12 protein-coding genes and 1 tRNA gene are annotated in these 18693 nt (G+C 55.8%); 6 read left to right on the top strand and 7 right to left on the bottom strand.

Translation table 11 applies throughout. The annotated features are described in order from the left end of the window. Positions 1–145: 145 nt before the first annotated feature. Entirely contained in the window at positions 146–1819 is a 1674-nt protein-coding gene (locus ACR0MI_RS19720) for a peroxidase family protein (RefSeq protein WP_170612134.1), read from the top strand. A gap of 20 nt (positions 1820–1839) precedes the next feature. Further along, positions 1840–2283, top strand: a complete 444-nt coding sequence (locus ACR0MI_RS19715; protein WP_170612136.1) for a hypothetical protein — start codon at positions 1840–1842, stop codon at positions 2281–2283. On the opposite strand, the gene ACR0MI_RS19710 is transcribed toward ACR0MI_RS19715, so the two are convergent. Then, positions 2277–4778: an adenylate/guanylate cyclase domain-containing protein gene (locus tag ACR0MI_RS19710; protein WP_170619232.1), complete on the bottom strand. Its 2502-nt coding sequence runs from the start codon at positions 4776–4778 to the stop codon at positions 2277–2279. The two genes, ACR0MI_RS19715 and ACR0MI_RS19710, sit on opposite strands and share 7 nt — an antisense overlap. A 38-nt stretch (positions 4779–4816) precedes the next feature. Here ACR0MI_RS19710 and ACR0MI_RS19705 point away from each other — a divergent pair, with 38 nt between their 5' ends. The 3 genes from ACR0MI_RS19705 to ACR0MI_RS19695 all read left to right on the top strand — a co-directional run bounded on the left by ACR0MI_RS19705 (position 4817) and on the right by ACR0MI_RS19695 (position 10461). Then, on the top strand, positions 4817–6004 hold the full coding sequence (locus ACR0MI_RS19705; protein WP_170612140.1) for a YcaO-like family protein: 1188 nt from the start codon (positions 4817–4819) through the stop codon (positions 6002–6004). Positions 6005–6199: 195 nt separating this feature from the next. Next, positions 6200–7123, top strand: coding sequence for an SMP-30/gluconolactonase/LRE family protein (locus ACR0MI_RS19700; RefSeq protein ID WP_170612142.1), 924 nt, complete (start codon positions 6200–6202; stop codon positions 7121–7123). 152 nt (positions 7124–7275) lie between these two features. Then, positions 7276–10461 (top strand): adenylate/guanylate cyclase domain-containing protein, encoded by a 3186-nt coding sequence (locus ACR0MI_RS19695; RefSeq protein WP_170612144.1) that lies wholly within the window; start codon positions 7276–7278, stop codon positions 10459–10461. Positions 10462–10467: 6 nt separating this feature from the next. On the opposite strand, the gene ACR0MI_RS19690 is transcribed toward ACR0MI_RS19695, so the two are convergent. The 6 genes from ACR0MI_RS19690 to ACR0MI_RS19665 form a co-directional block, all read right to left on the bottom strand. Beyond that, positions 10468–11865: a Dyp-type peroxidase gene (locus ACR0MI_RS19690; RefSeq protein WP_480855354.1), complete on the bottom strand. Its 1398-nt coding sequence runs from the start codon at positions 11863–11865 to the stop codon at positions 10468–10470. Then, on the bottom strand, positions 11862–12578 hold the full coding sequence (locus ACR0MI_RS19685; protein WP_170612148.1) for a hypothetical protein: 717 nt from the start codon (positions 12576–12578) through the stop codon (positions 11862–11864). The genes ACR0MI_RS19690 and ACR0MI_RS19685 overlap by 4 nt, the downstream gene beginning before the upstream one ends. After that, on the bottom strand, positions 12568–13596 hold the full coding sequence (locus tag ACR0MI_RS19680) for a catalase (protein ID WP_170619234.1): 1029 nt from the start codon (positions 13594–13596) through the stop codon (positions 12568–12570). The genes ACR0MI_RS19685 and ACR0MI_RS19680 overlap by 11 nt, the downstream gene beginning before the upstream one ends. Before the next feature lie 138 nt (positions 13597–13734). Continuing rightward, the gene (locus tag ACR0MI_RS19675; protein WP_480855351.1) at positions 13735–14784 is read right to left on the bottom strand and encodes a patatin-like phospholipase family protein; all 1050 of its coding nucleotides are present in this window, start codon (positions 14782–14784) and stop codon (positions 13735–13737) included. A 162-nt stretch (positions 14785–14946) separates the two neighbouring features. Next, entirely contained in the window at positions 14947–17166 is a 2220-nt protein-coding gene (locus ACR0MI_RS19670; RefSeq protein WP_480855349.1) for a CHASE2 domain-containing protein, read from the bottom strand. 69 nt (positions 17167–17235) lie between these two features. Continuing rightward, positions 17236–18117: a FecR family protein gene (locus ACR0MI_RS19665; protein WP_480440543.1), complete on the bottom strand. Its 882-nt coding sequence runs from the start codon at positions 18115–18117 to the stop codon at positions 17236–17238. 399 nt (positions 18118–18516) lie between these two features. Here ACR0MI_RS19665 and ACR0MI_RS19660 point away from each other — a divergent pair. Beyond that, a tRNA-Ser gene (locus ACR0MI_RS19660) sits at positions 18517–18606 on the top strand. Positions 18607–18693: the final 87 nt, after the last annotated feature.

Here is an 18693-nt window from a genome sequence, read left to right as displayed (position 1 = left end):
GACCGCCTTTCCTTGGGTAAAATGCGCGTTGAAACGAACCGAACGCGATACCCCAAACAAATGACCAATAATGGGAATCTAGAATCTCCTTTGTAAAAGCCGCTATATGTGCAAGCATAATGCCGTAGGTTAATTGGATTGTACCATGGTTGAAACACACGGCGGTGGGTTTCATTATGTGCCCGATCAAAAACAACCGCCGCAAAAAATAGAAAACACGTCCTGGCGTTTCTTCGAAAGTCTCGAGGATAGACGCAACAAGCTTGCCCTTGAGCTTGATGATTCCGGACGAGCCACGCCCAGATTAACGACGGTCGACAAACTTCAAAAATTCCTGGAACGACACAAAAGCGGCAATGCAGTCCCACTCGGCGGACAGAGCGTCGACGATACATTTAGCCAAGCTGGATTGGAAAAGATAAAATACTACAGCCAGCTAATACCAGATAGTACAAGCGCAACAACGAGACCGGATGAGGATACGCTCAAGGCATTGGCCAATGCTATGTTGGATGAAAGTGACCCAATCTCCAAAATACCTGCCGCCTACACTTACTTTGGTCAGTTGTTGGCTCACGATCTGACACACATGAGGAAGGAAAAAAACCAAAAAACAGAGGGATTTTGGGTAAATGCAAGCAATCATGCACTAACTTTCGATTCACTGTTTGGTACGCTTCCCGCGCAAGAGCAGAGTTCATCTGAATGGAAATGTGAGGCGGGAGCATGTTTGGGGCAACACAAAGACATTCCGGAACAAGTTGAACCTTCATTTGACCTGCCCCGAGATATTCACAACGGTCAACCTAGGTGTGTTGACCCCCGTGCTGACAGCAATCTCGCATTGGCCCAAATGCATGTGCTGCTGGTTCGATTTCATCAAAAACTCGCCAAGTCATTGCACCTGAATGAACAGGAAGCAATCCTGTCAACCAAGCACCATATTCAAGCCGTCGTACTAACTGACTACTTGCCACGAATTATACCTGACAACATTTACGAATCGATCATGACTAAAGGGCGTCGCGTTGTCGCCAAAAACGGCGTCAAAAACTTCCACATACCGCTGGAATTCGCAATGGCTGTGTTTCGATTTGGGCATAGCATGGTTCGCGGTGTTTATGACCCGTGGGGTTTGTCTTGGCCAATAAATGCCAGCATCCAATATCCCGAAGAAGCGGCCTCTTTAAGCACGCTCTTTCATTACACGCACCTAGGTGAACTTAAATCTGGCCACCTGGATTGGGCTTGGGGGCAATTGTGGTATCACTTTGCCGGCTTGGAGTTGAAGGGCAAGGAAGACAAAGTAATCTCTGCTGCTCCGATCTCTACGAGAATTAACCGAGAGCTTTACAGATTAAATAGGGAAAACTTTCCAGACTTGGATGTCGATACGGAGCATTTCAGCCTTCCATTACAAACACTTATGCGGGGCGTGTCTTTTGGCCTTCCTAGCGGCCAAGAACTTGCCGAGCTTGTTTGCGCGGGTAACACATTCGATATCGGAAGCTTCCTAAAAGAAAACCCTAGATATTCGAGTATTCCAAATTTCGGCGTTCTTCAAAATAATACACCTTTGTGGTTCTACACTTTGGCAGAAGCAGAAGCTATTGGGAACGGAAAACTGGGACCTATCGCAGCAAGAATTGTGATGGAAACCATACACGCGGCACTTGAATGCGATCCGGATGGAATTTTAGGCGTTTCTGAAAATAATGTCAGCAGCTTAGATTTCAAATCTCTAATTAGAAAAAAGGTGGAATCAAATCCACACTTTACACTGCCAGATATTGTCAAGTTCACCTATTCACTAAATTAGAGAAAAATGAGGAGGAATAAATGACTCACGTGATTGTAAAAAAAGGCGGAGACACAAAACTCGGTATGGTGGACGCCGGAGAGCATATCAATCATTGGATGATTACTCACGGTGCCGGAGGAGCAAACGGCTACAAAGACTTCTTCGACGACCTTTGGACAAATGTCGAAGGATCCGATGGGCGTCAGTTTTTTGTCAAAGACTCGGGCGACAAATTACTCAGTAAAGTAGGTAATAAATATGAATACCCCGGTGGAGAACTAAAACCGAAGCCCGAAAAAGATTTTGGCAATGGGAACACAAAACAGATGACTGTTCCTATTCCTGAAAAGAATCCTGATTTAGTGAACTCATATGTTGGGACTATTGCTAATCATGTTGCCCAGCTTTCGGGGGCTGGCGCAGCCACTGATGAAGCCAAACAATATCTTCTGGCAGCAATTTTCCTGAACCGCTGTCAATAAGCCGCCAATCGTGCCGCCTGAATTGCATCGCCAAGCTTTTGCTGGTCGGATAGCTCTTTGATCGGGAAGGCCTGGGTGAACCACGTGGCGACCCGTTCTGGCGTCGCCTCATCTTGTGCCGTCCAATGTTCCGAAACCTTTTGCCAAAAGGCCTGGAATGCACGTCCAGCTCTATCCATGTCACCCCTTCTGGCATGGACAGCAGCCAGCCAGCCTTGTGTGTCCGGGATACTGTCGCCCCCCAACTCGGCGGCCCGCAGGGCGTCTTCCAGTCTGTCGAGGAAGAAATACGTTGAGGCGTGGTAGGCCCAACACCAGGACGGCAATAATTCGGACAAGGCTTCGCATTGTGTCAGGGTCGATTTGGCTTTGTCATAGTCGCCGAACCAGGCGAAGCCCATGGCACAACTGGCCAACGTGGCTGGACTTGAGGGGTTGAGTTTGGCAGCCAGTTCCAGGTGCATCGATGCCCGTGTAAAAGCGCCGTTCATTGCGGCCGTCCAGGCGACCGTTCGCTGAACCCTGGCATCGAGCGGGTCGATGGCAACGGCACGTGCGGCAAAACTGTCCGCCTCTTCTATTTCACTTTGATCGCGTACCCGGCCGGGCCAGATCACATGCTGAATGTTCGAAATCGAGGCAATACGATACAAAGACGGTGCGTGGTCAGGGTGGTTTCTTAATATTTCACGAAAAATCGCATCTGCGTTTTCCGCCCCGGTTGCGGTCCACTCCATCAGCGCACGATCGGCGCGCAACCACATGTCCGTGACGTCTTTGCCTCCGGCGGACGTACCGAGTGTCGAAGAAATTCGGTCGAGTGAAATGTAACTTCTTACTTTGGCAGCAATTGATCGGAGAACTTCGTGCTGTACATCGTGCCAGTTCTCTGAGGACAAGCAAAACTCCTCGGACCATATCACCCTGCTGTTTTCGGCCTCTTTCAGGATAAGAGCCATCATGGGCTGGTCTCCGGACATGTGGCGCCGTCCCTCGACATCGTAAATCATGTTTCCCGACGCTCTCGTTGAGTCCGATAAACTTGCCGACCCATCCAAAACCGACCAGTCGCGGAAACGGGAGAGGTTGGCAATTAGCTCGTCTCGAAATGAAGAGACTTCCCAAGCAGTTGAATCCACGCATTCGTCTTGGAATGTGTGTACGACTATCTTAAGTCCGATATTTGACGGAATGTCGCTTGTGCGTGGCTGTTCCGGTGCCGGTGCTTTCCCTCGTATCGCCTGTATCAACTGCCGAATGCGCTTACCCGGCGAGATCCCGTAATGCTCGAACAGGAACTTTTTGAGCCTTTTGAATTCCTCGAGCGCTCCACCCCGGTCTTCGTGTTCCAGTCGGCATTCGATCTTCGCAAGTGACGCGCTTTCGTGCCCAGGCTCCTGTAACAGGATGATCTGGGCAACTTGCTCTCGCTGCTCGTTTCCGGGATCGGTGCGCTCAAGAAAACGCTCCATTTCACTCAGCAGCAACCATTTCCAGCGCTCGCGTGTAATCCTGAGCCAGCTGTCGAGGAGTGGGGTAATATCGTCCAGACCTGCAAGGATTTCCTGCGGCCAGTTGGCCTCCAGGATCAATCTTTCCGGAACCTTGTTTTGCCTTAGATCGCCAAGCATTCCCCCAAGGTCCGTGCGATCCAGTTCCACATCAAGATGGATCAACGCGCTATCGGGAAAAACCTGAACATCAAGACCAGTTTCGCTTTCCGCCAGCTCAGTGAGCGCGGCACTGACGACTTCCTTACCGCCAAACAGCGTTTCGATGCGTTCGATCGTCTCGTAGCCGCCCGAATTCAACGCAAGATATGCCAGAATACCGCGCGCCCTGGTCCCTAGCGGTTTCGATGTCGCGGCGGGGTCGGCACCGTCCGTTCCGATGAGATTGAGGCCGGTGAACCGGTGCAAATCAGTCAAACGATTGCGTTGCAACGGGTCCAGAACACGATACGCCGGGATGCGGGCTGTGATGTTCTTGAGCTTCGGAACGCCAATGGATTCAAACTGAAGGCTGCTCTTGTCCGATAGTGTGGAAAAAACGTCCTTCGATATTATGCATTCGCCGGGTTCTGCGATACTTTGAAGACGGGACGCAATATTGACGGTCTGCCCGAAGACGTCCCCATTTTTGAACCTTACTTCCCCAATATGAATTCCGACACGGAACAAGAACGGTTCAGCTTCCTCAACCTGCTGTTTGTCAACTATCCGGTGAAGTTCCAGCCCAAAATCAACAGCACATTCCACGTCTGAGAAGTACAGCAACGCGCCATCGCCCATTGTCTTGACCAACTCACCGCGAAATCGGCGCGCTATAATACGGATCGCATCGAAGCAGTTTGACATGAAGTCCAGTGTCTTGGCTTCGTTTTCAGCGACGCGACGGCTGTAGGACACCATGTCCAGGAAAAGTATGGACACATCCGCAGAGGCGCTGTTCGACGGGGTCAAAACAACAGGCGTTATGCGTTCAATCTGTTCCATTATGGCAGAAACACTACGGATTCTTTACAATTAGCCTCATGAGTATAGATGAACTTTCAAAGTATTTCGATGAAGTTCGCGTTTCGCCGGATGGCTGGCCGGCCTATTGCAATCTGGTCCACCCCAACGAAACATCACTGAACGCTTTTCCGCTTTGGCCTGAATCCGCGTTACTGGGTGCCGGGCGCGTGGGCTCTGGCAGGGGATTGACGCACGGACTTTCAATAGAAAGCGGGGTCGGGTCGGCAATCGAACTGGCAAGCGCATGCCGGTGGCCTGATCTGGTAACTGCGCATGCCAGGGAAGATCAGCTTTCCGACGAGGTTTGGAATCCCCGCATGCTTTGCGGGTTTTCTGAAACTCAGTTGTCGCGCCCTGACAAATTCAACGCGAACTATTCCGGTGTCGATGAAATCCTTGATGCCCAATCCGAGGAAATTGATTGGATACAGGGCGTGGGATTGCAAGGCCAACCAATCTGGCTTCCGGCAGACTCGGTTTTCATCAATGACGAGTCCACACAGGTGTTTTCCAGAACAGACACAAACGGTTGTGCGGCAGGACAAACCGACGACCAAGCAAGAAGTGCTGCCTTGTTCGAATTGATAGAACGCGATGCGACCGGGCGATGGTGGTACGGTTGCCGGTCGCGGCCCACAATAGAAGCGCGCCTGCTGGGAAGTGAAGTTGAAGCATTTATCGAGCGCTGTAAAAGCCACGACATGGTTCCGACGCTTGTGAACATAACCACAGACTTGGAAGTTCCCAGCGTGGCCGCGACGGGTGTCAGCGCCCGGGGGCATATCGCATTTGGTTTTGCTTCGGCACCAACGTATCGACATGCTGCGCTCAGCGCGCTGTGCGAGATGGCGCAAATGTTTCTGGTGATAAAGAACGGCGCACAGGAAGCGCACAGACGACCGGGATTGGCGCGCTGGTTATCCGAGGTTTCTATCGACACGCCCCCTATATCATCTGCATCGCCGGCCCCGTCGCCCTTGCCTAACGAACCACGAAGCATTGGAAACAGGCTGTCTGCCGCGGGGATCCGCGTTGCGTTTGTCGACCTGACCAGGCCGGAATTCAACCTGCCTGTCTGGCGAGCCATTTCGCCCGACTTGTGCCACTGGAAACCCCGCTTTGGAATTCCGCGCCTGATGCAAGCCGACGCATTGGACCTCTCCCCGATCGCCAAGACCCCGAACAAGGTCGTCCTGCGGTTGTGAGCGGTACAGGCCTGTCTTGCGAGAATGTCCTACCCATCTGGCACGGCTACCTTACGTCACGGACCCGTCAGGAAGGACCATCCTTGTGTACGGTTTGTCTTGACGTGCTGGGCTCGTAGATTGAAAAGTAACGATATTTCATCGTCATACAATTTATGACAGTCGACAGAACTGGCGCGAACAGGGGGTTTGAGAATGTCATTGAAACTGGAAGAAGTATGCAGCGGACTGGGGTTTCCGGAAGGTCCCGTGGCAATGAACGACGGATCGGTTCTGTTCGTCGACATCAAGGAACAGACGTTGGTTCGACTGGGCACGGATGGCAAAGTTGCCAAGGTTGCCGAAATTCCAGGCGGACCAAACGGCGTTGCGATCGGACCTGATGGGGCCGCATATGTCTGCAACAACGGAGGCGTATACAGTTTCGTTCCATTTGGTCCTGACCAGATCACGGTTCCCGCTCCCATTCGTCCGCACTATCAGGGCGGGTCGGTTCACCGCGTTGATCTGGAAACCGGTGCCGTCACGCAATTGTTCGATTCCTACGAAGGAAAGCGGCTGATCGCCCCGGACGACATCGTCTTTGATGATTCTGGCGGCTTCTGGTTCACCGATACCGGGATCGAGGATGAAGAGTCGACGCGTTATGGCGGACTGTACTATGCCTCAATCGACGGAAAAACCCTGATCAAAGCGGCGACAATCCCAATGCCAAACGGGGTCGGACTGTCGCCAGACGGCAAGACGGTCTATGTCTCGGACACCGTATTCGGCAGGCTTTGGGCGATGGAAATCACTGGACCGGGGCAAGTCAAAGCGGGACCGATTCCCGGCATGCCCGGCAATGTCGTGCAAACCTTGCCCGGATATCAGTGGCTGGACAGTCTGAGGGTGGAAGAAGACGGGCGCGTTTGCGTCGGCACGATTTTCAATGGTGGCATTACGGTGTTCAACCTTGACGGGACAACCGAGCATGTCCCGGTGCCGGATCTGTTTACAACCAACATGTGCTTTGGGGGGTCGGATATGCGTGATCTGTGGATCACGGCGTCCAGCACCGGCAAGATCTACAAAACCAGATGGCCGCGCCCAGGGCTGAAACTGGCCTTCACTGCCTGAAGGTTTCGCACGAAATCTGACCTACGCGTGCCGAGCACAACCCACGGTGGCATTTCCCGTGACATTTTGGCTGCCAGCCACGCTTGCCTTAACGGCAAGGTGATGCCTAATGCTGGCGAGAGATGCCAAGGTGTTGTAAACATTCTGTCAAAATGGGGGATGTCAGCAACATAAGAACGCGTCGACCGGTTGATCTGGGGGAACGGCGCCAGGTCTGCGTACTGTTCGCGGACATGGTCGGCTATACCCAAATCGTTGCTGAACTGGGCGAAGAAAAAGCGCTGGAGTTTGTTCGGCTGGTTTACGACATGCTGGTGAAAGGCGTCGAAGAGCATGGCGGCACAGCGCGCGAATTCGCGGGCGACAGCATCATGGCCCTGTTCGGAATCCCTGACGCGCTGGAAGATCCAGCGCTGCGGGCCTGTCGGGCGGCCAAAACGATCCATGCCTCGTTTCATGCCGAGGCCGACAGTATCGAGGCCCGGTTCGGCGTTCGCCCCCACATGCGCGTTGGTATCAGTTCCGGCAACGTCCTGATGGCGGCCGTTCAGGGCGACGATGGCCCAACAACCGCGGTGGGCAGTACGGTAAATCTGGCGGCACGGTTGGAAAACCTCGCCCCGCCCGGCGGCACCTTGCTGTGCGATACAACGCGGGGGCTGGTCGAATGGGTGACAGAGCTAAGCTTTTTCGGCGAACAAGAGGTCAAGGGGTTCTCGGCTCCGCAAAAGCTCTGGGAACTGCAGGGCATTCACGATGATGCCACCCGGTTCGACGCCTCAATGGCCAAGGGTCTCAGTAGCTATGTCGGTCGCACCAACGAGTTGAATGTGATGTCAGCGGCGCTGGCGCGGACGGAAGGCAGGCTTCAGGCGATCGATCTGGTTGCCGAGCCGGGGCTTGGCAAAACCCGCCTTGTGTTCGAGTTCCTGCAACGGATCGGCAGCGAGGGTGCGACGGTTCTGACGGGATACTGCTTTGCCGACGGCCAACATGTTCCGTTTCTGCCAATTCTGGAAATTGTCCGAAAGGCTTTCCTAATCAGCGACGGCGATGATCCCGTCAAAGTTGCCAACAAAGTGGAGTCGGGTCTCAGGATCTGGGATCAGTATAGCGATGAACACCTGGGACTTCTTCTGAACCTGTTGGGCCTCACGCCGCCTGCCGGATCGCTGGATGGACTGGACGGCGTTCTGATCGGATTGCGCACGCGAGAACTGCTGCCACTGTTGTTGAAGGCACGCTGCGAAAAGGAGCAGGTGATCCTTCTGATCGAAGACACCCATTGGATGGACAGCGCGACCGAGGATCTGCTGCGTGCTCTGATCCTTCGGGACGACCTGAAGAATCTACTGCTCATCCAGACCCGCAGGCCGGAATACACGCCGCCATGGCTGGACGAAGTGTCCGTTACGACTGTTGCCCTGAAACCTCTGGATACCGAAGATTTCGCTCAACTGGCGCGACACCGGCTAGGTGTCGATGTTCTGCCGGACGGCTTTGCCGCGCAACTGGTGGAACGGGCCGGAGGAAACCCGTTGTTTGGCGAAGAGATTCTGGGCTTTCTGCTGGATCAGGGTTCGTTGCGTGTCGAGGGGCGCAAAGCCAGTTTTGATGCTGACATCAGCAAAAGCGGATTGCCCGTCACAATGCGCAGCCTTTTGACCGCCAGAATGGAGCGGGTTTTGGCTGAGGACCGACCGGTATTGCAGGCCGCAGCCGTCATTGGACGGCGGTTTGATCCGGGGCTGTTGTCGCAACTCGTCGAGAACTCGGAAGAAACGGGGGCTGCACTGAAGCGTTTGCAGGCACAAGATGTGCTGTATCGCGAACCTAATTCGTCGGACTACATTTTCAAACATGTGATGTTGCGGGATTCGGTTTACCAGAGCCTTGTCTCTTCGCGCCGGTCTGAACTGCATCTTGCGATTGCCGATAATCTGGCGTTACGAAACGCGAACAGGTTGCAGGAAGCGGCGGACACGCTGGCCTTTCACTACGGGCAAACCGATCGGACAGATCAGGCCTTCCGCTACAACGTGATGGCAGGTGACAAGAGCCTTGGCGTTTATTCACTGGACGAAGCCAACCGGTATTTCGATTCCGCGCTGGAACTGTATCAGCGCGACCCCGATATAGCCACGAAAGAGCATTTTGCCCGCTTTCTGTCCAGTTTCGCGCTTTGTTCGAACATCTCGTTGCGGGTCAAGACGATTATCGAACTGGCCGGGACAGTGCGGCCCATTCTTGCGCAGGTTGGTGACAACTCTCATCACGCGCTGTTCCTGCACCACTATGTGTCCTGCCTGGTGTGCAACGGCAAATACCGCGAAGCGCATTGGGTTCAGCAGGAGCTGACCGCCATGGCGAAACGACTGGGAGACCCGGCCTCGCAGGCTTATGCCATGGTGAACGAGCTTTCGGTTTCCATATATTTTGCCCCCATCGAAAACACGGAATTCGACGCCCGCTCGCGCGAGGTGGAGGAGATTCTCAGCAAGATCGATGACGCGTATATCCAGAACTTCTTTCTGGCAACGATGGGCTGGAACGAACTGACCCGGGGCCGTGTTGCGCGTGCGCATGCGGCATCGGACAGGATGATTGCGATCGGGACATCCAAGAATGACCCACGTTCGCTGGGTTACGGAACCGCGATGAAGGCGCTGATTGCGATGGTCACGGACGACCACGAACTGGCGCTTCGAATGGCCGAAGAGGCGCGCAAGGCTTCACAGGTGGAATTTGAACTCGCCATTGCCGAGGCGGCGCGGGTCGCAGCCATGGTGCCGCTGCAAAAGCCCGGGGCCATCGAGATTGTTCAGAAACACATAGACAACTGCGCCGAAAAGGGATGGACCCTGTTCACGATGGGCCCGGCGACAATGCTGGGCGTGGCCTACGCATTGAACGGCCAGGTGGCTGCCGGGCTGCAACAGGTCGAGAATGCGATCCGGAAGCGCACGGATGAAGGAACGCAGGTGTCTGCCGACTGGGCCCGGCTGTTCTTATGCGAATTGTATCTGGCCATACTCACCGGCGAAGGCGAAAGCTCGCTTGGCGTGTTCATGAAGAACTTCCGCTCGGTTGTCTGGGTCATGATTTTTGGCGAGAAGAAGCTGATCCAGATGATCGCGGAAATTCGCAAAAACCCTCAGTTTGACGACAAGGGCCACTACATCGCCCGTTGCGACATGATCATGGGGCTTCTGTACAAGGCCCGGAAAAAGCGTCAACTGGCCTTCGAACACCTGACCAAAGCCCGCGTCATTGTTGAAACGGCCGGGCAGACGCCAATGCTGGCCCGAATAGACGCGGCGTTGGCGGATCTTGGTTAAGACGGTTCAGGTGTTCAACTCGGACAGGTACTTGATCGCCGCGAGGCTTGGCAGGAACGTGTAGGCACCGCCCCGTGCAAAAATCAGGCGCGGAAAACCGCGCAGGCGGATCGTGTCACCATCCGGCAGGGTCATATCGAACCAACTGGTTTCGGGCGTATTCGCACCCAGCAGCGGATCGTTTGCGCCGGTAATGTTCGGGTCCTGTAGGCCGAGATTGATCCAGTCGCACATGACGGCCTCGAATTGCGCGCCAATATTGGCACCAATGAAGCTGCCCAACAGACCGCGTTCCGCGGCATCGGGATTTTGGGGGTCAAAGTCCGGGCCATAAGACATGCCGCGTCGGACCAGTCGCCGCGTGTAGTTCGCAATGCGCTGGACGATCGGCCCGCCCCGCGGGTTGCCGCGCCGCAAATGCGATCCGGCCGGGCAGCGTGAGCCGTGCGAATAGTCGAAATTGGTTAGCGAGACTTCTTCCTCGGGAAATTGGGCGTTTGGCGACAATTCGTATGGGGTCCCGTTGCGCCAGCGCCCGCACATCTGCGCCGCGACCACTTCGCGAAGGGCGCCATGCACATCCGGGTCTTTGACGATGAGATGCAGTTTCTTCGGGTCCGCCAAAAGGTCCCTTTTGGGATGGCTCATCAGTTTCGTAGCGGCCTTGTCCAGATAGGCCTCGAATCCGGCGGCGTCCTGTTGCAGCACCCGGAAGGCATTGAAAGACCCGTTGAATCCCAGCTCGTGCGGGGACGGAACGCGGAACAGCACGCCTTCTTGTTTGGTGGGATATCCCAGCAGCGCCGTGCCAAGCGGATCCATAGGTTCATCCACACCCACCTGATCTGGATCGGTGACATGCCTGAAGCGCGGCTGCGAGATGCCGTCGACATACCCGAAGAACACTTTCCCTTCGGGCAGATTCCGCCCATTGCGCACACCGAGAATGGTGAAGGCCTTGGCAACTTGCGCCTCGACCTGATCAAGATGGTCTTCGGTGTCGGAATGAACCGATGCAATCAGGTGTATCCGCTCGGGCTTGTCAAACGGAGCAGGCCAGTTCTCGGGCGCGCTTTTGCCGAAGTCCCCGATCTTGATCGCCCGTTTGGTCATCCCTTGAACGAATTCCGTCGGGAAGGTCTTAAGATGCTCAGCCGGCGTGCCCAGAGCGCGCAGCCCTTCGAAGGTAATTCCGATGTTGAAGCAGAACGGCGGTCTGACGGTCCAGGTGACATCGCGGGTAATCGCCGGAACGTCGCCGTGGCTGTCATCCACTGCTGCTGCCAGAAACTGCCGGGCCGCTGCGCGGTCGCTGACCTCAAGAACCAGATGACGTACAAGATTGCGGCGATATCCACGCAGGATATTGCCCTGAATGTCTGCGAGGTTGAATCTTGTTTTCACCAGCCCTGTCCAAACTTCTGGCGCACCTGCGCGGCGGAAACTCCGGGATAGGCGCGATAGCCTCCTCCCAACGAAAGATTGCGGTTCGCGTGCAATTGCAGAACGAACTCACGCGGCAACGTCGCCAGTTTGTGCGGCGGCTGGTTCGGCGGCAGCCCTTTTGCGGCGTCCTGCAGCCCGAACAGATCAGTCGGGAAATCGGCGGCCTGGAACAGGTCATGTTCCTGCACCCAGTCGATGAACTCCTCGACGTTGTGTTCCGTCGGGATCAGGTGTTCGGCACCGTCCACCAGCGAAATAACATCGTTGAAAACACTGCCGATGGTGGTGATGAAATCGCGGATGTAGTTGCTGAAATCACCGTCATAGACCGAGATCATGCAAATCTTGTCTTCGATCAGCAGGAAACGCGCGAAATGAACGGTTCCGACATTGTCCAGCCCGGCAAAGATCTCGTCCACATTCTGTGCAATCGCCAGCGTCGCATGCGCACGTCCGGCCGGCGAAGGGTCCTTGAGTGGCATGATCAGGTTCATCATGCGCTGGACGTTTTCACTGGGCTGTGGCGAAGGTCTGGGCCCGCCCGGAAGCTTAGGCTTGGGTTCTTTCCAGATCCAGAACGGCACCACGACATAGCGCGACAGGAACTGGAACCATCCCCGCTCGGGCAGGCTGTTGACGTAGCGATTGAACCAGCTGTCCTTACGTGTCATCGGATGGCCTCTTGGGGAATGGGCAGGGGGTTGCGTCCCGCAGCTGGCTGGAGAATTCGTAGGATTCGATGCGGATCTTGAGAACCGGATCCTCTGAAACCTCGATCCCGGGCGTCAATAGGCCCGGATTGAAGCTGAGCTTTTCCGCATTCTCGATCTGATCCTCGGGCACCGCGTCCAGCGTCAGTGTGCCCATCATGATGCGTTTGCGGTGCGGCGGCCATGGCCGGGCCGAATTTTCGAAATCGTCGCCCACCTCACCAATGGCCATCATCAGTGAAAACCGTGCGGGTTCGACGGCCAGCCGGTCTTTCAGCTCCTGCCGCAAATAGTCATCGTCCGGGGTTTCCGCGGGATCGGTTTTGAGAACACCGGCGATCGGTTGCCATGAAAAACGGACCCAGCGCTTCACGTCATCCTCGCCGGTGACAATAAATGTATGAACCGCATGATAAGCCGCGCGAACATAGCTGACGGGCGCGCCGATGGCTGCCGCCTGCAGAACGCCCAATTGTGCCTCGGCATTCTCGTCCGCGAACTTGATGGCACCGTCATCCGGGCTGATGGTTTCGTTCGGGTAGGGATCCCGTTTTGGCAGGATCAATTGCAGCAGGTTGATGATCTTCCGCCACGGCGACTCGCCATAGTACATTTTGGGTTTCGCCGCCTCGGCGAAATCCAGAAAGTTCTCGGGCGTCGACGAAAAGAACTCGGGCAGCGTCATGGCGATCAAGTCGGTGTCGGTGCCATCCGAAAGGTGAAACCGGACAGCCATACCGCGCACGTCGGACCAGCCGTCATGTACGGCGGCACATCCCGAGCCGTTCGAGAACCGAACGATGACATCCGTCTTGTCGGAACGGAAATGGTCGGCGGCGCAGAAGTTCCGGGCAATCGGAGAGGGCTTGAAGAAACCTGTCGCGCTGATGCCTATTGTATGAACCGGTCGCAGCTTGGGATCGCCATCCGGTCGATGCAATACATGAACCAGCTGCTCGGCAATGCCGGGAGCGCTCATATTTTCCCCCCTGAGCGTTAATTAATCACTAATACCTATGTGTTAACCTTAACGGCTGCGGCCCCAAAGGCAATAAAAACGTCGCATGTACACGCGCTTGGGTCGCGGTTCCCCGACATCAGGAACGTGATGCAATCCTTACCAGCGGCGCGCCATCTCGACGGCCTTGGCCCAATCCCTGCCTTGTTTGCTGGCCTCGAATGCCTGGTCCATCAGGGTGTAAGACGACGGTTTGTGCGTCGCCAACCCGACCATTTTCGGCAGAGGCGGGTTTATGCGGACCAGACGGTCTTTCAAAACCAGGTGGGCCATCCAGTACAGGTTCTCGGCCGATGTTGTCAGCAGCAATTCGATCAAGGCACCCTTGGGCGCGTTGGAAGTGACACCAAACCACTTGAGCAGACCCCAGTCGTCGGGATCCCGGATCATCTGTTCCGAGATGTCGGTGGGCTGTTGCCCGGTGCCGATCGACAGGGCCTCGATCTGGTCTAGCCCCGGCGCCCGGCCCGCAGCGATGGCAACGTTAATTCCGTTCATCACCGGGTTGTTGGCAAAAGCGCCGCCATCGGCAAAGTAGCCGTAATCAACCCCCTCTGCCCTGATCAGGTGCGGCGGAAAATAGGATGGCGCTGCGGAACTGGCCATGGCCACGTCCAGCAGTTTGACCGCACTCATGTCCAGCCAGGCGTCGCGCTCGACGTCATGGTTTGTGATGGTGAACGGCGCCCAGCCTACCTTGTCACTGCGATGGAGGCACACAGTGTTGACCGCCAGAACCAGATCACGTGACAGCGAAGATATGGTCCGGTCGCCGACAAGCGACAGCCCGATTTCCGCCAGACCCGAGGCATTGTACTGCGCTGCCGTAATGCCTGGCCCGCCGCCCAGCTTGAATTTCTGCAGAACCCTGTCCGCCACCTTGTCCAGCAGACTGCGTTCGTTTTCGCGAAAAATCGTGGCGGCGTCGTCCCGGTAGTGTGTGGCCAGCTTTTCGATCAGCGTGGCCATATCCTTGCCCTGGGTCCGGCCGTCGGCCAATGCCACCGCGATCAGTCCACCGGTCGATGTGCCCGCAAAACCGTCCGCCTTGTCCAGAAGCTGAGTTTCCTCGTGCAGACTCTGCAGAATACGGCACGTCAGATATCCACGAATTCCGCCACCGTCGCAGGAAACCAGTTTGAATGGCATCCGATTTACCCCGTTACTGTCTTCAGAGAAGGGTTGCGGACCGGGTCGAAGTATCACCCCTCCGCGAGCCTGTCTGACTGCTTCGTTTTCGTTCTTTCCCATATCATCAGAAAATTGTCACCGGGGTACAAGCACCTGGCAGACAATGGGCGCGTCTGGTAATCAGGCGCGGTCTTTGTGCGAGAACAGGATCTTGTCGGTAGGGAAATCAAGCCGGAAGTCTGCTGCACGCCTTGGAAGCGCGCGGTAGAAACTCAGCAATCCTGGCTCAACGGGTTTCGCGAGCGTCGCGCATTTATCGCACATTTCCATGATCCTGAGATGCGGCTGCCGGTTGCGAATGGCTTCCAGCAGGTTCGAATGCTCTGCGCTGAGTTTCTGAAACTGTTCGCTTTCTAGCAGCTCCTGATCGCCTACCAGCGCAAATACGGGTTCCGGTTGGGATTTGCCTTTCAGATCGACAAACCCGGCCCGCAGAGTGGCAAGGGTCGTTTCAGTCGCTTCCTGTACCGAGTTCGAGACCAGAATATCATAGTCGACATTGCGGCAACTCTGTTCGATGCGCGCCGCAACGTTCACCACATCGCCAATGACGGTGTAATTGAACCGGCTGCGCGACCCGATATTGCCGACACAAGCCCAACCCGTCGCACATCCGGTTGCCAGGGCAAGCGGAGGACGATCTTTCATGATGTCAGATCTGTTGAATTCAGCCAGTGCTTTGCGCATGTTCAATGTCGCCAACGCGGCGCGATGCGGGTGATCCTTGACCGGCAGGGGCGCATTCCAGAATGCCATGACGGCGTCACCGATGAATTTGTCGATCGTCCCACGCTCGAGAAGGATCTGGTCCCCGATTTCAGAGAACAGCTCATTCAGAAGGGCGACAAGGTCGGTGGCGGTCACCCCTTCGGACAGCGGCGTGAACCCGCGGATATCCGAAAACATAACGGTTATTTCCTGAATTTCACCGCCCAGATGCAACTGATGGCCGGTTGCTTCCATCTCATCCAGAATTTCGGGCGCGACGTAGTGCGAGAACACCTTTCGAATGGCGCGTTTTTCGCGTTCTGTCGAAATGAACATGTAGCCCGCCAACAACCCGAAATTGGCCATTCCGCCAATCATCGGGAACGTCACATCAAAAAGGATCTGCTGGTTCTGGAAGACCAGCCAGCCAACCGCCATCACAACCGCTGCCGCAATGCCGCCGGCAACAAATGACGCAACGGCTCCAAAGCTCGACATGACTGCCGTGACCACCAGCCCAAGAATGACAAAGGCGATCAATTCCAGCGCCGCGATGACATCTGACCGGTTCAACATATCGCCTGTCAGGATCTGTTCCAGAATCTGCGCATGAATGGATACCCCGGGCACCGATTCCCCAAGGGACGTCTGGTGAATGTCGAACAGGCCAGCTGCCGAGGTGCCGACAAGAATGATGCGTCCTTCGATTTTTTCCTGCAGATCCGGATCGTCGGCCGAACGCATGACGCGGTCTGCCGACAGATAAAGGTCTGGATTGTCGCGCCGGTATTTCACCCAGATCTCACCGTGTTCCGTTGTAGGCACCGCGTAGCCCCCAACATCGATGCCCAGCATTATTCCGGGTTCGTCCTGAGACCCCTCTGCCAGAATGATGGGTTCATCCAGTGCAATCCGCAGCGCCTCGATTCCCAGCCCCGGCATCACTCCATCAGGTCCGCGCCAAAGTGCCGGAACGCGCCGGACCACCCCGGTTCCGCCCAATGGCGAGACATTGACCCCTCCGATGCCAGCCGCGGCGCGATCCAGCGGCTCGGCGGGGGGCGCCCAGTGTGGAACCGAGATCAAACCGGTCGTCGGCGAGTCGCCAATTTCGACAATGCCCGTTTTGGGTGGCACCTCGCGGTCGCCACCTGTCAGGCGCGCCGCGACGCCCAGCACGACTGGCCAATGGGCCATTTCGAACCCGAACAAGACATCGTTATCCAGTGCTTTTGCACCTGGTTCGATATCAACCAACCCTTCAAGCGCCGGGTCATTGAGAAGACGGGAAGGCGAAAACCGATCCGGCTCGACAAAAAGCATGTCGAAGGCGATGACCGCCGCGCCATATTCACCCAGGTTTTCCACCATTTGCGCCAATAACGTGCGTGGCCAGGGCCATTGCCCCCAATTGGCCAGGGAAGTTTCATCGATATCGACCACGCGCACCGGCAAGTCGGGAAGGTATTCGCGTGGAGACAGTCTTTGCAGGATGTCGAAGTAGATCAGACGGGACATCTGAACCGGATAGGGGTCCATCGAACGAACCAAGCAACCGAACAGGATCAAAACAATTCCGAATAGACGGAATGCCCATTTTCGGCTGTTTTTATCCCTTGTTCTTGCTGTCACCTCTGCCTCCGGGCGCAAGGGGGTCACGTTGTTCCGACAATACGGTCCGAGTCGTTTTCCCGGGAGACCCTATTCGACTTCAGGATCACGCTCGGGTTCTGGTTCAGGCTCAGGATCGTACTCAGGTTCAGGATCGTACTCGGGTTCAGGCTCCGGCTCGGGTTCAGGCTCCGGGTCACGGTCCGGTTGGGATGGCGGATCCGGGCGGTTGTCTGGCGGGGTGGGATCTGACACAGCACGCGCCTCATTGGTACTCGTTTCACCGGGCGGCGCAGGGCGGGGTTCAGACCGACCGGGTGATGCAAAGAAGCGAACCGGCCTGGCGTTTTCGGAACAGCCGCCAAATTCGACCTGAAGCGGCGGAAGCAGCCCTTCCTGCGACCGCGCGAACGGGAAACCGCTTTCCAGCGCCTTCCTGTATTGCTCGCGATCCACCGGCCGTCCGACGCCGCCACCCTTACTGTTCGCAAAAAGGCTGCATTGTCTCCCGGTGGATCGGCACGACCCGCTTAGGCTGCACATTCGAACAGTGCCTTCCAGAACCAGCATCGCGCTTTGGTCGCCGGAGGCAATCCAGAGATCGAAAGTCGTTCCGCGCACCGCCATGGTCGCTGATGGCGTCGAAATGGAGTAAGCCCGCTTTCTGCTTTTTCCGGAAATGAACCGGAAGCTGCCACCCAGTGCCTGTACCGCAAAGGACTTGGCCTTGCGGTTGTTCCGCAGCATTTTGACATCAATGACCATACGCGCATTTGGGCCGATGGCTATTTTCGTGTCATCGACAAACACAAGCTGAACCACGCCTGATCCGTCAGTCGCGATCGCATCACCCGAGTCGACCTCCATCCCCGTCCGCAACGCTTGTGTTTCTCCGGCACGCGTCACCTGAGCGCCTTGCTTGGCACTAACGACTTTTCCGATATTTGCGACGACCTGCGACGGCAGAATCACAATAAGGCAAACTGCCAAACACACTTTTAACCAAGCCAATCCAAGCCCCTTTCCCCCAAAGGTTCCTGCCGGGTACACACCACCCCAAGCCCGATTGATGCCTCACAACAAACAGAATAAATCTGCAGACTAAATACAGGCAAATATGCAGTAATGCTTATGTTTTTGGCAAGTTTAATATCACCGCCCCAAAAAACGACTGTGGTCAGGTGACGGCCACCTCGTGTTGAACCGTCGTTTTTGTCCGGCACTCCCTGCCAAGAAAACAGCTGTTATTCGACGAAGACTGTCACATGTACGGCCCCCCGGAATTCCGATTTGCAGCCGTTTGCAGAATTTTGCCATTTAGCAGGAAAATCGCCTTGTATCTTGGTGACAGGCACGGATATACCCGTCGGCGGAGACGTGGCCGAGTGGTCGAAGGCGCTCCCCTGCTAAGGGAGTAGGCCCGGAAGGGTCTCGAGGGTTCGAATCCCTTCGTCTCCGCCATTATCCAGCAAGAGCCTGCCTCTAAATCACTGTAAATAGTTGATTTTCAGCTGGATTGACTGACTCCCCGCTTGAGGCTGGATGTTT

This window comes from Ruegeria sp. D4, from assembly GCF_056534475.1.
Note: the sequence above shows the minus strand (reverse complement) of the source record. Positions and strands in the feature narration are given on the sequence as shown.

What these genes read in the sequence shown, in the direction of transcription:
- ACR0MI_RS19710 (WP_170619232.1), bottom strand. Translation starts at nt 4,778, where the DNA reads ATGGAACAGATTGAACGCATAACGCCTGTTGTTTTGACCCCGTCGAAC.
- ACR0MI_RS19715 (WP_170612136.1), top strand. Translation starts at nt 1,840, where the DNA reads ATGACTCACGTGATTGTAAAAAAAGGCGGAGACACAAAACTCGGTATG.
- ACR0MI_RS19685 (WP_170612148.1), bottom strand. Translation starts at nt 12,578, where the DNA reads ATGACACGTAAGGACAGCTGGTTCAATCGCTACGTCAACAGCCTGCCC.
- ACR0MI_RS19680 (WP_170619234.1), bottom strand. Translation starts at nt 13,596, where the DNA reads ATGAGCGCTCCCGGCATTGCCGAGCAGCTGGTTCATGTATTGCATCGA.
- ACR0MI_RS19695 (WP_170612144.1), top strand. Translation starts at nt 7,276, where the DNA reads ATGGGGGATGTCAGCAACATAAGAACGCGTCGACCGGTTGATCTGGGG.
- ACR0MI_RS19675 (WP_480855351.1), bottom strand. Translation starts at nt 14,784, where the DNA reads ATGCCATTCAAACTGGTTTCCTGCGACGGTGGCGGAATTCGTGGATAT.
- ACR0MI_RS19700 (WP_170612142.1), top strand. Translation starts at nt 6,200, where the DNA reads ATGTCATTGAAACTGGAAGAAGTATGCAGCGGACTGGGGTTTCCGGAA.
- ACR0MI_RS19720 (WP_170612134.1), top strand. Translation starts at nt 146, where the DNA reads ATGGTTGAAACACACGGCGGTGGGTTTCATTATGTGCCCGATCAAAAA.
- ACR0MI_RS19705 (WP_170612140.1), top strand. Translation starts at nt 4,817, where the DNA reads ATGAGTATAGATGAACTTTCAAAGTATTTCGATGAAGTTCGCGTTTCG.